This window comes from Bisbaumannia salifodinae (assembly GCF_055388505.1).
Genome location: NZ_AP043781.1, coordinates 1048647 through 1064792, shown reverse-complemented (window position 1 = coordinate 1064792; position 16146 = coordinate 1048647). Strand labels below are relative to the sequence as shown.

Here is a 16146-nt window from a genome sequence, read left to right as displayed (position 1 = left end):
GGGCCCGCGATCACTCGCGGGCCCTTGTCGTTGGTTTGTTGAGGATATGCCGCCGACTGGCGATTACCCGACTAGCTCGGTGCGTACCTGCAACGTAGCGTGGAGCGTCTTGTGTACGGGGCATCTGTCGGCTATCTGCAGGAGACGGTTCCGTTCCCCCTCATCGAGGTCACCGACGAGCTCGATCTCGCGATGGATCACCTCGATCTTCGCCCCTTCGTTTTCTGGGTCTTCGCAGTCCTTAATATGTTCGTGCTCATGACGAAGCCTTACCACGACGTCTTCCAGCGCCATCGACTTATGATTGGCATACATCCGCAGCGTCATGACGGTGCATGAGCCCAATGCAGCCAAGAGGTGCTCGTAAGGATCAGGCCCCATATTATCACCGCCAGCACTCCTCGGCTCATCCGCCAACCAGTAGTGGCTGTCACTGCTTACGTGAAGGGTAAACTTGTGGTTTTTTTCCGATACCACTACCTGGCCGGGCCCCGTCTCTTTCTTATTAGCCTCCGATGGCGTCAAGCCCAGATAACGCCCCGCCCAGGCCGCAATCACATCCGCCACGTAGGAGGAATCTTCTTTCTTGGTCAGGAGATGATCCGCCTTGTCCAGGCTGACAAAGCTCTTCGGATGCCTGGCAGCACGATAGATCTTCTCGGCCTCACTGATATCGACCGTGGTATCCAGAGGCGAGTGGCATACCAGAAGCGCCTTGTTCAGGCACGATATATCCTGGTCCGAATAAGCCTCAAGGTCGTCAAGAAATTGCTTCTTTATTGTGAATTTTCGAAGCCCCAGTGTGACTTCGGCTTCACCATCACGCCGGATATCATCAATGGAAGCAGAAAAGTTATGCATCACGTGATCGGCTTGAAAAGGCGCACCGATTGTCACAACGGCCTTGACGCTGGGCAGCCGGCCGGCCATGGCCAGTACCGCGGCACCGCCCAGGCTATGGCCGATCAGAAATTCCGGAGCCGAGAAATTCTTTTCCAGATACCCTGCCGCGCTTAACAAGTCCTGGATATTCGAGGAAAAATTGGAGTTGGAAAAATCACCATCACTGTTACCCAGCCCCGTAAAATCAAACCTTAGAACGGCAATCCCCTTGGCTGTCAGCGCCCTCGAGATACGTGAAGCGGCAGCAACATCCTTTCCGCAGGTAAAGCAGTGGGCGAAGATACCATAGCTTGAGACCCGAGATTCTGGCACCTCCATCAAGCCGACGAGGGTGACTCCGTTGCTCTGAAATTCTACTTTTTTTCGCATCACACCTTCCTCCGTATCTCGTTCACACCAGCCTAGTGCCCTATGCCGCGCATTGTAATCCCGCTAGTGTGATTTCATCGGCTCGCCAGTAGGACGTGTCCGATCCGGCCAAGATCCTCAAGGTCATGCAACGCAGCGGCTATGCCAGCGTGCTCTACCACCACGCCTGGGAGCACTTCCGCACCGCGACGGCCGAATAGCGCCGCCATATCCACGCCAAGGGCCCGCGAGTGATCGCGGGCCCTTGGCGTGGGGTGCTTCGCACCTGGCGTGCACTCCGGTGCTTCGCCGATCAGCGTGAAGCCATGACAGGGCCGGTCTCCGCAAGCCGTGGTCTTCCCTACCTGGTGGGAGCTGGCTTTAGCCGGCGATGCGACATCGGATCGTCGCGCTCCCGCGACAATACTCACGCCCGAGTGGGATGAACCTGGATTCACTCGCCCAGCCGTTCGCGTAACTGCGCCTCCTGCTCACGCAGCTCCGGGGTGAACGCCTCGCCGAAGTCCTCAGCCTCGAAGACCCGACGAATCTCGATCTCCGCCTCGGTACCGGGCATGGGGTTGGGGCAGCGCTTGACCCATTCGATGGCCTCCTCCATGGATGCCACCTGCCACAGCCAGTAGCCGGCGACCAGCTCCTTGGTTTCGGCGAAGGGGCCATCGGTGACCAGGCGCTCGTCGTCCCTGAAGCGCACCCGCGCCCCCTCGCTGCTCGGCCACAGGCCCTCCCCGGCCAGCATGATGCCCGCCTCGACCAGCGCCTCGTTGTACTTGCCCATCGCCTCCAGCAACTCCTGGCTCGGCAGCTTGCCGGCCTCCGAGTCCTGGCTCGCCTTCACCAGAATCATAAAGCGCATCGCTCTCCCTCCAAGGTGGTTTGCCTATGGGGTATCGAACGGGGCGGCAGCGAATCGACATCCGCTGCGGCTGCCACTCATAGTCGATGACGCGCCAATGGGGAGACGTCTCCGATTAACCTCAGGCCAGAGTATAGGTGGAAGTGCCGAATCTCTCGACGCTCGAACAGTTGCCTCTCCTTGGCATGAAAAAGGCCACCGCTTGGGTGGCCTTCCTCCTATCCGTTTGTGGGCCGTGAGCTATCAGCTGGCACCGATTCGTGTCAGCGCGCTCTTGACCTGCGAGGTATTGTAGAGAGCCTCGAACATCTTGCCGATATCCGCGATCTTGAGGCCCTTCGGGCCAGTCCATCGCCTCCAGCAACTCCTGGCTCGGCAGACTGCCGGCCTCCGAGTCCTGGCCGACCTTCCCCAGCGTCATAAACGCATCGCTCTCCCTCCAGGGGGCAACTCCGATTCCTCTCGGAATTCGACACCACAGCCAACTACCGCATTTGGCTATCCTTGCTGCCGCGACGGTTGTAACCGCTGAAGGCAACACCCTGCTCGTCCTGCTCGCTTTGGCACCGCACACACAGGCGCACACCTTTCAGCGCCTCACGCCGCGCCTTGGGGATCTCGTCACCGCACTCCTGACAATGCGTCAGGCTCTCGCCGTTCGGCAACCGGCTCCGTACCCGCTGGACGGCATCGTCGACCGTGCTGTCAATCTGATCCTGGACGGCGCCGTCTCGGGCCCAGCCACTTGCCATTGCAACCTCCTTGGACTCACCGTTCGTGGAGAATCCACCTCTCTATTACCTGAATTCAACCAATCAGCGCAACACCTGACGTGTCCAGTGCTCCTGAGTACTCGCCCATCGCCTCCAGCAACTCCTGGCTCGGCAGCTTGCCGGCCTCCGAGTCCTGGCTCGCCTTCACCAGAATCATAAAGCGCATCGTTCTCCCCCTCCCGGTTGGTTCGTCTATGGGGTGTCGAACGGGGCGGCGGCGAATCGACGGCCGCGCTGTAATGGGACCCCCTGGCCGGTCGGTTAGCCGGTTCAGGCTTCCCGGCAACCAGAAACAGCGCTGCCCGCTTCGGCGCCTATGAGGGTAGGTCCCCGAGTAATGCGGTCTCGTCGCTCACGCCAGCCTCCCCTCGCTTATCACCTTCACTTGCGCGAACTGGCGGTGGCCCTCGACGGAACCGTGGTAGCCGTAACCGCTCTCTTTCGCCCCCACCCAGGGCGTACCGCTGGCGCCGAAACAACTCTTGTTGACGCCGACCATGCCTGACTCGATCCGCCGCGCGACCCCGCGCGCCGCCTCGGGACTGCCGAATACCGAGCCGCCCAGTCCCAACTGATTGTCGTTCGCCAGTCGGACGGCTTCCTCGGCGCTCCCGACTCGCTGAATCGCCAGCACCGGCCCGAAGGTCTCGTCGCGCATGACCGTCATCGACTCGTCGCAGTTACCGAGCACGGTGGGCACCACGAAGCGGTCCGGATGATCCACGCCACCGGCGAGGAGCGTGGCGCCCTTCTCGATGGCATCCTCGATCTGGCCGATCACGTGTGCCCGCTGCCGCTCGTTGATCATCGGCCCCATTTCGGCGGACTCGTCGTCCCACGGACCGTAACGGATGTTCCCGACCAGCTCCGCCACGCGCTGCTCGAATGCCTCGGCAATCGACTCGTGAACGTACGCGCGCTCGTTGGAGACGCACATCTGCCCGCCGTTCTCGTAGCCGTTCGCCACCGCGCATTGCGCCGCCGCCTCGATGTCCGCATCCGGAAGAACGATAAACGGATCCTTGCCGCCCAGCTCGAGGATCACGCGCTTCAACTTATCCGCAGCACTGCCGAGGATGTGCTTACCGGCCGTGCGCGACCCCGTGAACGCGATCAGGTCCACGTCCGCCTTCACCAGCGCCCGGCCTTGCTCGTCGGCCCCGTGAACGATCTGCAGCACCCCCGCGGGCAGAAACTCATTCAACGTGTCGACATACGCCTGCGCGATCAAGGGTGTTTCCTCCGACGGTTTCAGGACCACCGCATTGCCCGCCACCAACGCCGGCACTATCAGCCACTGCGGCATCGACATCGGGTAATTCCACGGGCTGATTGCCGCGCAGACGCCGAAGGGTTCGTAGTAGAGGGTCGAACGTGTGTTGTCGTCCTCGAGCGTGCGCGGCTGCAAGGCGCCGACCATCTCGTCAAGCTTGCCCAGGATGCCCTTGCTGCAGAACCGGACCTCGCCGATGCCGCGCTTCAGCGGCTTGCCCATCTCGCGACTCAGCAGGTGTCCCAGTTCTTCGGCACGCTCGTCGAGCCGCTTCGCCGCCCGCCCAAGCAGTTGGGCCCGTTCCTCCAGGGATTGGTCACGCCAGCCGAGCGCCGCGCGGTGCGCACGGACGACGGCCTCGCCGATTTCTTCCGGGCTGCTCACCGGAACCTCACCAACGACTTCCCCGTTGGCAGGATTGAAGGACTTCAGCATTTCTCTCATCGGTCGACTCCGAGGCCTTTGAACCACGAGGGCTTGAGAGGACCAAGGATCAACACGTTCGGAATCGGCCACCATAGCGCCTTGAAGGCGTCAAAGCTGGCAGCGGCGTAACCCATGCCCCGTTGTCTTCCGATCCGTTTTCGGCGGGCAGTTCCCCGTCACCTACCCGCCGGCGGGGCGCTACCCCGGCAGTCCCATCGGGTTACGCCTCCTTGGCAGCCGAACCGGGTCGTCTCCCTGGGGAGACGATCCGCCTCGCTGGTCACACTCAGTAACATTCAGCCTAGTCAAGGAGCCGACGGCCCGCCCAGTCAGATCTTGATCCCAGGGGGCGCTTGATCCATTGGGCGACTACGCAGCGTCGTAGGCGGCGTGGTGGGTTTACACCGTTAGCGCCGCACCTCAGGCTTCCTGGCAACGAGAAACAGCGATGCCCGCTTCGGCTGCCATTCGTAGTCGATGACCAATCCCGCCTCGCTCAGCATGGCCAGCAGTTGCGGCTTGTCGAGGCGACTCACATGGGGGGCCAACCCCAGGGACTGCATCAAGGGAATCAGCAAACGCCAGTGGGGCTTTACCTCGCCGATCAGCGCGGTACTGGAGACGAAGACCCCGCCCGGCTTCAGCAAGTCGGCGACCCGGGCGATGGCCCCCTCCGCATCCTCCAGGAGATGCAGGATATTGAGCCCCAGCACGGCATCGAAGCCCTCCGCTTCTTCCCCCAGGCTATCCAGGGTGCCTCGCTGGAAACGAATATTCTCGACACCGGCCTCCCGCGCCCGCTGCTCGGCGATCGCCAGCATCTCCCCCGAGATATCGATGGCGAGAATCTGCCCGACATGGGGCGCATGGGTAATGGCGGTACTGCCGGTACCGCACCCGAACTCCAGGACCCGCCAGTCGGGCCGCAGGTACCCCTGCGTCACCGCCAGCTTCTTCCGGTAGCTTTCCTGATCCTTTACCGGGCTCCTGGCATAGCGCGGCGCGGCCTTGTCCCAAAAACTCTGTGCACTCTTCAACTCACGACTCCCTGTTGGCTGCTGTTGCTGGTCCATTTTACCCGGCCACATGGCAAACTAATCGCCTTAACCTGGCCGTGTTCGGCCTGTGGAAAAAAGGGGTATTATCCCCGGCTATCTTTCCACCTCCTCTGCCTGCAGAGCTTTGAAGGTCTGCCAATCCCACACCCCTGTCTGGCGAATTCCAGCTTTCTCTTGGAATAGAAAAAGTACATCTTGCCCCTCTGGCGTCATCCTCCAGCTCCTCTGACCTGGATCTACAGCTATATATTCACCGCCACCAACAGTATGAGACAGATGTAGTGAGATATCTATAGTCTGCCAACCACTCGCCATCGCAGTAACACTAAAGGCCTCGGCTAGCTCAGTTTCACCAACCTGCCTCAAGGTAGCAGCAATCTCATTTGCCGAGTAGGCAACATCAGGAGTATTTCCAACCTCTAGTGCAGTGGAGAACTGTTCTTGGTAATCTGAAATCTCTGGTCTTGAAGCGACGAAGACGGAAAGATCAGCATCAATGGCACTTTGAACCACTGGAGCGAAAGCCACTGGGATCAGGGAAATAATAGTAGGGTCGTCTCTACAAGGAACCCAAGCTAAAGTTCGCGAATAGAGAGGTGAGTAACCATATGGCTTAAAAAAAGTATTCTGACAATCAGCGGGAACTTCCACCTCACCATTTTCGTCCGTATAATACGTATAATCAGCCCCAACATCCCCTCCAACCCTACGAATGATAGTGCTACGTACACCAATAGTCTCATCATCAGCAGATACTACTCGCACTGTCATCATTGGTGAGTCCTCCTCGCTAGGGCTGTTCGCCCAAGCCCCTCCCCCCAAGAGGAAGATAAGAGAGGTGCCACCGAGCATGAATCCAAGGCGAAAATTAACCATAATATTTCCCCTTCACCTTAACCCCAAACAAAAGAGTTCTGGAGAATCAATCAGCCTCTCTACACACTAAACATCGGACAATCAAACAAACAATGAATGCAAACAGCACACCCCCAACAAAAAACAAAGAATAGATTAGTATCTCTATATAATTGTCCACCATATAAGCAAATAGGCCTTCCCTGTCCAGAAATACAAGATCAAGGCCGTGACCACTCCCTCCCGGCTGAAAATAAAATCCTAATTCAGCACCAACATCAGCCTTCCCTATATCGATATACGCACTTTCTCCAGGGGGAAGAGACAGATTGAAAGCAATCTCACTTGAGTTCACCTCTCCAAATGCCAAAGACGTAGATCCAATGGGTTGAACAACAAAGTGCCTAGCTAAAGCAGTCTGACCTGGCAGTGGCGCAATACAGGATTTAGACAATTCAGGGCAGGTTACATGAAAACTAAGTGATTCAATGGGCAACTTGCTAGATATATTATGAACACCAAGACGAACATAGCCATCATCATGGTAATATTGAAAATCGTAAGTAATAGCACGTGTTTCAGAAACTTCCTTGATCATCTGAGACACCTGCCATGTAAGGACTGAAAACAACAACCCTAAAACATAAACAACAACTTCAATCCTCATGATGCCCCTCACTATTATAACAACCTATACATTTCAGCAACCATTTCAATTTATTTATGCTATTTCAAAACCATACAAAATGGCGCTATCTCCATTCCTTTTGGTCCAACGAAGGCATCAATTGGCAGCACCCCGCTCGTATACACCCCGTAACAATCAGTCTAGTAAAGGTGGCATCGGCTTGCCTAGAGAAGGCAAGTCCTTGTTGGAAATCACTGCTTGGCCAGGGGTGGAGATATAAAAATTTCCTGATGAAAAAGCCACTTATAAAATCATCCGCATCCAAGGCGAGGTAGCCGTCCTGGCTACACGTACTTCCCCCTAGCTAGCCCCCCTCAAGGGACGAAGTGCTCCTCGCCGTTGATGAACTGGCACAGCCGCGAGGTCTCGTAGTTTATTAGGGTACGTCTCCGGCTATTGTGGAGGAAATGCAGAAAGACCTTGAGGACTATCTGGTCGTTTACAACACGAAGCGCCCACACCAAGGGCGCAACATGAAGGGGGTGACGCCCTATGCCGTCTTCAAGAAAGGGCTCCCCAAAACACCGAAAAAGGAACCCAGGAAAACGGCAGAAAACACTGCTTAACTGTAGAGACCCACGGGGGCATGTGTCAGGTGAACACCATCACTGTACATCCTGCCGTCGTCTTTCAGCATCCTGAGCACCTCGCGCACCTTCATAGACCAGCTAAATAAAGTAAATAAAGGACATCCATTTTCTTGAAACCCACCGCTGACCATTTGGCCGGTTAGGTACCATAGTGGTTTGCTCAGCAGGAGATACGATCATCAAGAAAGTGGGTGTCCTTTTCTTGTTTCTTTCCATTCGCTCCATTGGCGCAGACTAAAAACCCACATCCGGCCAGTAGCTCACATTGCATTAACAATGCCCCAAAACCAAATAATCAGTTATTTAATACAAACCATCTACCATAATACAAAAGCTAAATCAACCCTGATTCTGACAGTGCGTCTATTAATGCAGACGTCGTCTCAGATACAGTCAACCTATCTCCTATAAAAACCAATCCTTGAGCTGATCTTTCAGTATCACCTTCCCATACTTTATTCCCCTGTCTATCGAAAACAGATGCGGTTGTTAGCATTGACCTATGAAAAGTTCTCATTGGAGTAGTCGTAAAATTAGCAGTCGTATAAGATCCGGTGGAGTATGCAGAACCAAAAGATTGATACCCATAAGTAGAAGACCCTTGAGAATCAGCCATAACTACACTGACAACTTCACTTACTCCCAAACCCCAAACTTTCTCTACAAACTCTTCTTGACTATTGGAAAATCGAGCTATATCTCGCACACTAACTGCATTAACACCACGCCTCCTCAGCTCATTCACCAAGCCCAACTCAAGCAACTCCCCAACATCTCCTCTATTATCCACATATACCGCCACAGATGTCAGCTTATAGTCTGAAAACTCAGGGTTAACGTAGCCTCTCCCTGCTGTTGTGTTGCATCCATAAATAAATATAAAAATCAATGAAATAACCGCACCCCCAATTATACGGCTCATACCCCCTCCCATTTACTGAGTAAGATGCCTCTAAAGATCACACATCGCAAGCCAACTACCACCTAGAATGAATCATAAAAATAGCACCTCCCTGTTTTCTTTACATACAAAACAGCCGCCATATATTATGGCTTTGTACGAAAAGTCGGCGAGCGATGACCAGACAAGGAAAAAATTGGAAAAAAGACGGAATTCACAGGGTGTAGATGAGTACTTTGAGCCGGCTTTTAACACTGTATGGGCGACGGTGACTGTCAATATAGATGACGCCTGAGTCAGGTTCTAAAATCCTGCTGCCTTCGGCACCGACTCCCGCTCGGGATTCAGGTGCACGGTATCCGGCAGGCTCAGGTCGCGGATGTCGCTGGCCCAGGATCCTCTCCACTTCGCCGGAATGGCGCTGTGCCGGTGTGACGTAGCGCAGGGCACTATGACGATGCTCATGGTTGTACCAGTAGTTTATGGGGGTACGTCCCCGATTACTCCCCGATTACTCCAACTTCATATTAGCTACCGGCCCAGCAGAGCTGTGGCCACGAGATATACCAGATAGACATAGATCAAAAGCGACACCAGGCCCCTAAAGTTATTTGCAAGGCCAGCAGCGGTAACAACTGCCTTGTATTCATCGTTCTCGACACTACCGTCAATCATCAGGTAGCGCGATAGAGCGTCGTCAAATTCCTCTGCCGCGTCGTTTCGATTCATCCATTCTCCGATCAGAGAGAACAAATGTCGTCTGACACGGAATTCACCGAAGTCTTCTGCCATTTTGTTCTTGCTCACCGTAAGCCAAATCAAACTGAGGATCACGGCCGCGAAAGCCTGGAAGCTGTCTTTTGCGGTCAGCACTAGGAACACAACGATGCTGCCAGCTTGGACGGCGGCTGGGATCAATTCCATCGCAATGGGCGCAATGTCAAATTTCATTGGATCAGGCACGGGCACCTCCCAAAGGCAGCTAACTCCTCGGTTATGTTCCGCCTAGTCGAAATTGTAAAAGTCAGTACCACCGATGCTCTGGGTGGTTCCGCTAGCCCCATCACTGAAGTTGTGAAACGTGGTGCCGCCGATGCTCCGCGATGTGCCGGACGTTCCATCATTGTAGTTATGAAAAGTGGTGCCACCGATGTTCTTAGATGTTCCAGAGTGACCATCACTATAATTGTGAAATGCAGTCCCACCAATTGAATGTGATGTGCCACTTGTACCGTCACTAAAGTTGTGAAATGTCGTGCCTCCGATGGTTTGCGAGGTTCCAGAAGTACCGTCAGAACAATTGTAGAACGTAGCGCCTCCAATAGTATTGGCTGTGCAACTCGCGTGAACAGGCGACATAATCAACATTACAAACGCCGAAGCAAGTATGAGTATGAGCTTTTTCATAGCGACCTCCTGCGGTCATCGGTGATGACACAAGTTTTATCAGCATAACGCCAGCCTTCAGCCGAGCGGGCGCGACAGAGACCGCGTCGGCTGAAAAAAGGCCTTGTTGGGTTTCATTTAGACCCACCCAGAATATCCAGCAGGCGTTCGCCAATGACCCCCATACTTTCAACTGCCATACGCGCCTGAGAATCACTGACAGTGGAAAGCCATGGACGCCCATGTCCTGTCCCTTGCTTATTACGCAATGAATTGACTGAACATGCAAGTTCGAACATAGCCCTTTCCACCCTTTTTTCAGGCCCTTCTCCCGCTTGCGGCTGATCATGAGGAGTGACAATCCCCAAAGCTGCGTATGCTTGACCCAAAAGAGTTGGAAAGTTCGACTGTGTTGAATAGCTCCCGAATTTTTGCTGGACGATGTGGGCGGCAATAGCCTCTAAAAGGTCCTTGCCAGTGCCAGTCAGTAGTGCGGCATCTTCAGCTCCACGCGTGGCTCTACGAACATAGGCCTTCAAAGCATCAGTCAGTGCCGCCCCAGAGAGCGAATCCAAGACTTTAGGCCGCAACTGTCCGTCTTCTGAAAGCTCAAATCCTTCTGCATCAAAAACGTCAATACAGTTTCGAATGGCGTCTCGCCCGACGAAATTCGGTGAAGTCCCTCGGAATCCGCCATGGCCCCGTATCAAGGAGATAATACCGTATACTAGTCGGCCACCGGCCTCCTCGTTGTTGGAATAAGCCCAATTTAGGGTTGCTCTAATGCGCTTGGTCTTGCCAACTGTTTGTCCTTGCGACTTCGGATCACCGGAAATCAGCCCATGACGCTCGATCAGTGACTCTAGGTCGTAATGACTTGGATCTCTTCTCTCCGTCTGTGAATCATCAACTAGCTGTGATACCGCAACAATCACGGCATCAGTTAGCGGAGCTGTGTGTTGATTTTCCATAGGTTATTGATTCGATTTTCGTGTTAAAGTTAGACCCAACGTCGTGCTTCACGGGGATAGCCGCCGCGAGGCGGCTGCGTCCCGTGAAAGCGCTTGTTGGGCAGCTCGCCAGAGTCTTCTACTTTTCCCGTGCTCGCGGCCTCTCGCTTTGTTGGCTACCTTCCTTCTCGGCACGAACCCCACGCTCCTGGTAATAGCCATCCCACAAAGTCTTCACGCTAAGCGGTGTCATTTCGTGCGATAAGGATGTTTCCTGCTCGTGAGATAGTTCAGAGCGGGCGAATCGCTGTTGCACCCGTGAATTGCTTCTCTTCATAACGTCCTCCTGTCTACCACGCATGGTTACCCTACAACCCAACGTCAAACTGATGATCGTCGCCACAATCGCTACGACTCCAGATAGAAGTTCCAGAAAGAGTTGGTGAGGCATTCGTTAGCTGTCACTATGCGAAACTTGGAATTAGTGTGCGACTCCCTCAACGAGGTTCCGAGAGATTGACCGATCTCATCTACTTCCTCTCTAATGGCAAATCTTAAGGATCTGGTTAACACCCCCTCAATTACTCGAGCACAGTCAGCGTAATCACGCGTAACAAACACGCCATTCGCCACACCAGTTTGTAGATTTACCTGCATAGATAATGGGTGACGTGCTTGTAGTGTTTTTGCACGATTGTTCGCAGCGACGCTCTCAACCGCTGCCATGAATTTTTCCAGCCTCCTGAACTTCGCCTCATGAGCTTTACGATACTCGGCTTCCTCATCGCTGATCAGTTCGAAGCTACGTTCGCTTTCGAAGTCATACAACAACTTCAAGAAGTTTTCAACTATCTCCCTAAACTTATCTTCGGAGAGCGGCATCTCGAGTTGCGCCAGTGCCGTGCAAATATTAGACCTGTTATCCGGCTTCTCAAAGAACGTATCCGATAGCAGATATGTCAAGCGCTGTCGAAAATACCTGAAGGGGCGTCGCTTCATCTGCTCAATCTCGTCTTGTAAATCCTCCTTATCGATCCTGCGCACATAGGCTATGACGGGTTTTCCTTGGGCAAGTGTCGCCGCAAGCTCTGAATCCTTCCCCAACGTATCGCACTCTTGCGCCATGTAGATGCAGCATTTCGCGCGTTTAAGCATTAGTCCTTCAAGGAGCCCCTTATCGATAAGGTTGGGATCGTAGGACTGCGTAGGATCAAACCACCTTAGAGGAAGATTATTTCGTTTAGACAAGCGCTCTTCAAACACTTCCTTCACGAATGTAAAAGTTTCCTCGAACTCCCACTCGTGCCGCATGGAGGTAGCGATGTAAACGTCAAGGTAGTCCCAAGTTAAGTATTTAAGCGTATTTCTTATACCTCTTTCCCTTGCTTGGACCGCTTCTTCTCGCTTGCGAGTCACAATTCCCTCAAGGCGAGAAATGTGATTGTTAAAGCGATCAACTTGCTCATCTTTAATGGCGGGCCAGAGCTTATTAATCTTTTCCACCAATCTTACGTCGCCTATTTCGCTCACAGCTTCACTCTCTCGCAGGTCGTATGCCTTCGCGGCTATTGCCCGAAATAACGCATGGTCGTTTTCAAGTCGGTCACCAGTCAAGTATCCAAGCCACGGAGTTTGATCCTTGGAGATCTCATCTCTTGTCCCTGCGAGCTGAAGAAGAGCCTCCTTTCTATTTCGAATCTTTTTCTGCTCTTCGGACGAGTCAACATTCCAAGGTTCTAGCTTATTCATGAAGATCGCAGGATCCGAAATCTTGCTGAGTTCCCGATATCCAAATCGGAAATTCCCATAGCAAAGCAGTGCAAAGCCTCTAAACCGGGTAACGCCCGCCGGCAGTTCAGAGAAGAGAATGCTTTGCTTTTTACTCGCTTCTTCCTTGCGAGGATCTTCCTGAGCGAAGAAGAACTCAAAAAAAGGTCGTTCAACACGGTATTGGTTGAAGATGAGAAGGAGTTCATTGAATTCTTCATAATTCATACTCAATTTATCTGCCCCGATGTCATGAGCGTGCCTCAAAATTCCGATAACGGCCTCACGGGCTGGGGTAGGTTCCGTGAGGCAAATTTGCTCACCACAGAGCAAACTCAACAACGAGCAGATGCGCTCTACGGTATCAAGGGGCTGCAAAGCATCAACGGCCTGATCCGCTCCGAATGTAACCATGTTGATCTCCCTTGAAAGTCGCCTAACACCGATAAACGAGAATGCCACATTTTTCGTCATGGCCGCTCAGGGTCTCTCAGGCACGCTACCGCCCGGCAGTCCCACCGGGTTCCGCCTCCTTGGCAGCCGGGCTATATCGTCTCCCTGGGGAGACGATCAGCCTCGCCTGGTCACACTCAGTAACACTCAGCCTAGTCAAGGTGGCTTCGGCCTGCCCAGGCCGATCTTGAACCCAGGGATCGCCGGTCCATCGGGCTCCCGCGCGGTGCGGTAGGTGGCATCGCAGGTGGCGCGGCGGGGGCCGTGCCCTTAGGGCTTGAAATGCTCCTCGTCGTTGATGCGCTGGCGCAGCCGTGAGGTCTCGTAGTAGATCAGCTTGCGGGCGCGGTTCTGGTTGCCCAGGGGACGGTGCTCGGGCAGGGCGTGCCAGGGATTGATGGTGAGCTCCCGGGCCAGGCGCTCGCGGGCCTGGGTATCGAAGTCCTGCCGCGGGAGGCGCAGCCGGGCCACGGGGATCTCTTCGGAGCTCCAGATGATGGAGGCGTCCTCGATGGGCATGGTCACCGGGTCCTCCTGGAACTGGATGCGCAGCTCGAAGACCACCTCCGCTTCCTCGCTCAGGGTGTCGACCATGGCCCGGCGCAGGTAGTCGTCCGGGGCGGGCAGCGGCACCTTGGAGCGGCGCTCGAGCAGCGGCACGAAGCGGTACTTGATCGCCCTCCCCTTGCCGAACAGGTAGGGCACGCAGCTCCAGTAGCTGACCTCGAAAGGGCTGCCGTGGGCCTTGGCGTGCAGGGCCTGGAGCAGCATGTCGGTGTAGTGGGAATCGAAGGGGTTGAGGAAGTACCAGACCGGCATGCCGGCGCCGATCAGCCGCTGCAGCTTGGCGTTCTCGTAGACGTCCGGGGTGGTGAAGGTGGGGGCGCTGATACCGGAGAAGTCCTGGGTATGGGCCTCGTCGTCGAGCAGGGTCTCCCCGGGCACGCCGAGCACCTTGACGCCCAGGCTCAGCACGCCGTTGTCACGCATGTCCGGCACCACCCTGGGGCCGGGGCCGCCGAAGCGCACCCAGGCCTCGAAGGCGTGCGGTTCGCGGAACAGGCCGACGCGCAGGTGCTCGGGCAGTTCCAGCACCTCGAGGCGGGCCTCCAGCAGGCCATGGGTCTTGGTGTTGCCGGCCCGCTCGGCGGTGCCGTGGCGGTAGGTGCGCAGCAGGAACTCGCTCATCTGCTCGGTGATGCGCCGGGCCACTTCCGCCTCGCCGGCCAGCTCGCGCTCCTCGGCAAGCTCCAGGTCGGCGTCGATAGCGTGGCGCCGCCGGCGCCACAACAGCCAGGCCTGGAGGGCATCGGTCAGCGGCCATTGCAGGAGGCGGTCGAAGCCGTTGCGCAGCCGGGTGGCCCGCCGCGACAGGGCCACGCCGCGCTCCAGGGCGTCATTGATGGCGCGCCCGCCGCGCAGCCACCAGGTATCCGCCAGCAGCACCGCCGGCGGCGCCGGGGCGCTGGGCTCGGTGGTCAGCCCCCGGGGCGGGGCGGCCAGGTAGCGCAGCGCCCGCAGGCCGGGCAGGAAGAAGTAGGCGCCGCCGCGCACCGTGACGAAGCGCGGCAGCCCCTGGCAGCGCCGCCGCACCGGCTCCTCGGGCACGCTAAAGGCGGCGTCTTCGCCGTCCTGCCTGGCACCGACCAGGGGGTCGCTCTCGCCCCGGAGGCCAGCGAAGTTAGCGTTCTCCAGCCAGGTGTGCTGCACGAACTCGAACTGGCGGCTCGGCTCGGCATTGAAGCAGAGGAAGTGCAGGCCGCGCTCGACGCCGTCGTCGCCAGCGGCCAGCAGGGCCTCGGGGTCGAGGCGCTCGGCCAGCGGCGGGCCATAGGGGCGGCCGCGGCGCAGCAGCCGGTGGCGATGGTTGATGGCCAGCGACGCTTGCGTGCCGGGCCGCGGCGGCAGCATATCGCGGGGATTGGCGCGGCGGATATGCGCGCCCAGGGGGCAACTCAGGCCGTCGGGGTCCTCCTGGTGATAGCCGAAGTCATTGTCCGGCCCGGCCCCGGTGGGGTGCCGGGGCGCCTTGATCAGCGACTCGCCATCGGGCCAGCGCCCCACCAGCTTGGCGGCCAGGGCCAGTCGAGTCTCCGGCGTCGGGGCCTGGCCGGCGAGCCAGCCCCAGAAGCCGGGCACGTCCTGGCGTAGCTGGCGAAACACCAGGTAGCTGCCGTTGCGGCCGAAGTCGCGCAGGTCGCTGTCTTCCACCACCTCGGGCAGCAGGCCCTGCGGATCCTCGATGGGGTCGACCAGCGGGCGCAGGGTTAGCTGGTCGCGGGCATTGGGGTAGCCGAGCACGAATTCCCCCGGGGCGACCAGCTGGCGCTCGTCGCGGCTGCCGCTGACCCCGGCCAGCTTGGGGTCGGAGATGCCGTCGCGGAAGCCGAAGTGCTCCCGCCCGCCGGGCAGGCTGCTGCTATTCAGGGCGCTCACCACACGGATGCCGGCGGCGCCCAGGGCCGCCCACTCGTTGGCCAACCGGGTCTCCATCTCCCCGGGAGTGGCGGCGTAGAGCATCAGCAGCGCATGCAGGGGCTCCCCGTCGGGGCCACCCCACTGCCAGTGCTCGGGGGCACTGTCGCCGGTATCGCCGAGGAGGCGGCTGCGCCGCGCGGAGCCCGCCATGCCCTCGCGGAACTCCCGGGCGAAACCCTTGAGGGCCTGCCAGGAGAGCCCCAGGTGTTCGAAGCCCGTCCAGGTGAAGGCCAGGTGCAGGCGGCTGCCACCCTGGGGGCGTCCCGCCGCGGCGGCCTCGATGCGCGGCAGCGCCTCCCTCAGCCAGGCCCGGGCCGCCTCGGCCTCGCCGAAGCTCAGCAGCAGGAAACGCGCCTCGGGCAGGCCGGCGTAGCCGCTGAGCAGGATGCCCTGGATATCCTCGAACTCCAGTTCCGCCAT

General features: G+C 57.0%; 14 protein-coding genes. All 14 read right to left on the bottom strand.

Going from position 1 to position 16146, the window contains the following annotated elements:
• Nucleotides 1–63 precede the first annotated feature (63 nt).
• The 14 genes from ACZ5EF_RS04875 to ACZ5EF_RS04810 all read right to left on the bottom strand — a co-directional run bounded on the left by ACZ5EF_RS04875 (nt 64) and on the right by ACZ5EF_RS04810 (nt 16146).
• Nucleotides 64–1272, bottom strand: a complete 1209-nt coding sequence (locus tag ACZ5EF_RS04875; protein WP_346063775.1) for a bifunctional alpha/beta hydrolase/OsmC family protein — start codon at nt 1270–1272, stop codon at nt 64–66.
• Nucleotides 1273–1705: 433 nt separating this feature from the next.
• Nucleotides 1706–2128 (bottom strand): YciI family protein, encoded by a 423-nt coding sequence (locus ACZ5EF_RS04870; RefSeq protein ID WP_346063776.1) that lies wholly within the window; start codon nt 2126–2128, stop codon nt 1706–1708.
• Between the two features lie 485 nt (nt 2129–2613).
• Nucleotides 2614–2880, bottom strand: a complete 267-nt coding sequence (locus ACZ5EF_RS04865) for a DksA/TraR family C4-type zinc finger protein (protein ID WP_346063777.1) — start codon at nt 2878–2880, stop codon at nt 2614–2616.
• A gap of 55 nt (nt 2881–2935) precedes the next feature.
• The gene (locus tag ACZ5EF_RS04860; RefSeq protein WP_346063778.1) at nt 2936–3067 is read right to left on the bottom strand and encodes a YciI family protein; all 132 of its coding nucleotides are present in this window, start codon (nt 3065–3067) and stop codon (nt 2936–2938) included.
• A gap of 186 nt (nt 3068–3253) precedes the next feature.
• Nucleotides 3254–4618, bottom strand: coding sequence for an aldehyde dehydrogenase family protein (locus ACZ5EF_RS04855; protein ID WP_346063779.1), 1365 nt, complete (start codon nt 4616–4618; stop codon nt 3254–3256).
• A gap of 389 nt (nt 4619–5007) precedes the next feature.
• Nucleotides 5008–5637 carry a class I SAM-dependent methyltransferase gene (locus ACZ5EF_RS04850; protein ID WP_346063780.1) on the bottom strand — a complete coding sequence of 210 codons (630 nt, stop codon included), beginning with the start codon at nt 5635–5637 and terminating at the stop codon, nt 5008–5010.
• Between the two features lie 114 nt (nt 5638–5751).
• Nucleotides 5752–6432 (bottom strand): hypothetical protein, encoded by a 681-nt coding sequence (locus ACZ5EF_RS04845; protein WP_346063781.1) that lies wholly within the window; start codon nt 6430–6432, stop codon nt 5752–5754.
• A 148-nt stretch (nt 6433–6580) separates the two neighbouring features.
• Nucleotides 6581–7111, bottom strand: a complete 531-nt coding sequence (locus ACZ5EF_RS04840) for a hypothetical protein (RefSeq protein WP_346063782.1) — start codon at nt 7109–7111, stop codon at nt 6581–6583.
• Between the two features lie 1014 nt (nt 7112–8125).
• Nucleotides 8126–8713: a hypothetical protein gene (locus ACZ5EF_RS04835; protein ID WP_346063783.1), complete on the bottom strand. Its 588-nt coding sequence runs from the start codon at nt 8711–8713 to the stop codon at nt 8126–8128.
• 510 nt (nt 8714–9223) lie between these two features.
• Nucleotides 9224–9655: a hypothetical protein gene (locus ACZ5EF_RS04830; RefSeq protein WP_346063784.1), complete on the bottom strand. Its 432-nt coding sequence runs from the start codon at nt 9653–9655 to the stop codon at nt 9224–9226.
• A gap of 42 nt (nt 9656–9697) precedes the next feature.
• Nucleotides 9698–10099, bottom strand: a complete 402-nt coding sequence (locus ACZ5EF_RS04825) for a hypothetical protein (RefSeq protein WP_346063785.1) — start codon at nt 10097–10099, stop codon at nt 9698–9700.
• A gap of 113 nt (nt 10100–10212) precedes the next feature.
• On the bottom strand, nt 10213–11049 hold the full coding sequence (locus ACZ5EF_RS04820; protein WP_346063786.1) for an abortive infection family protein: 837 nt from the start codon (nt 11047–11049) through the stop codon (nt 10213–10215).
• 387 nt (nt 11050–11436) lie between these two features.
• Nucleotides 11437–13209 carry a hypothetical protein gene (locus ACZ5EF_RS04815; protein WP_346063787.1) on the bottom strand — a complete coding sequence of 591 codons (1773 nt, stop codon included), beginning with the start codon at nt 13207–13209 and terminating at the stop codon, nt 11437–11439.
• 309 nt (nt 13210–13518) lie between these two features.
• Nucleotides 13519–16146 (bottom strand): hypothetical protein, encoded by a 2628-nt coding sequence (locus ACZ5EF_RS04810; RefSeq protein WP_346063788.1) that lies wholly within the window; start codon nt 16144–16146, stop codon nt 13519–13521.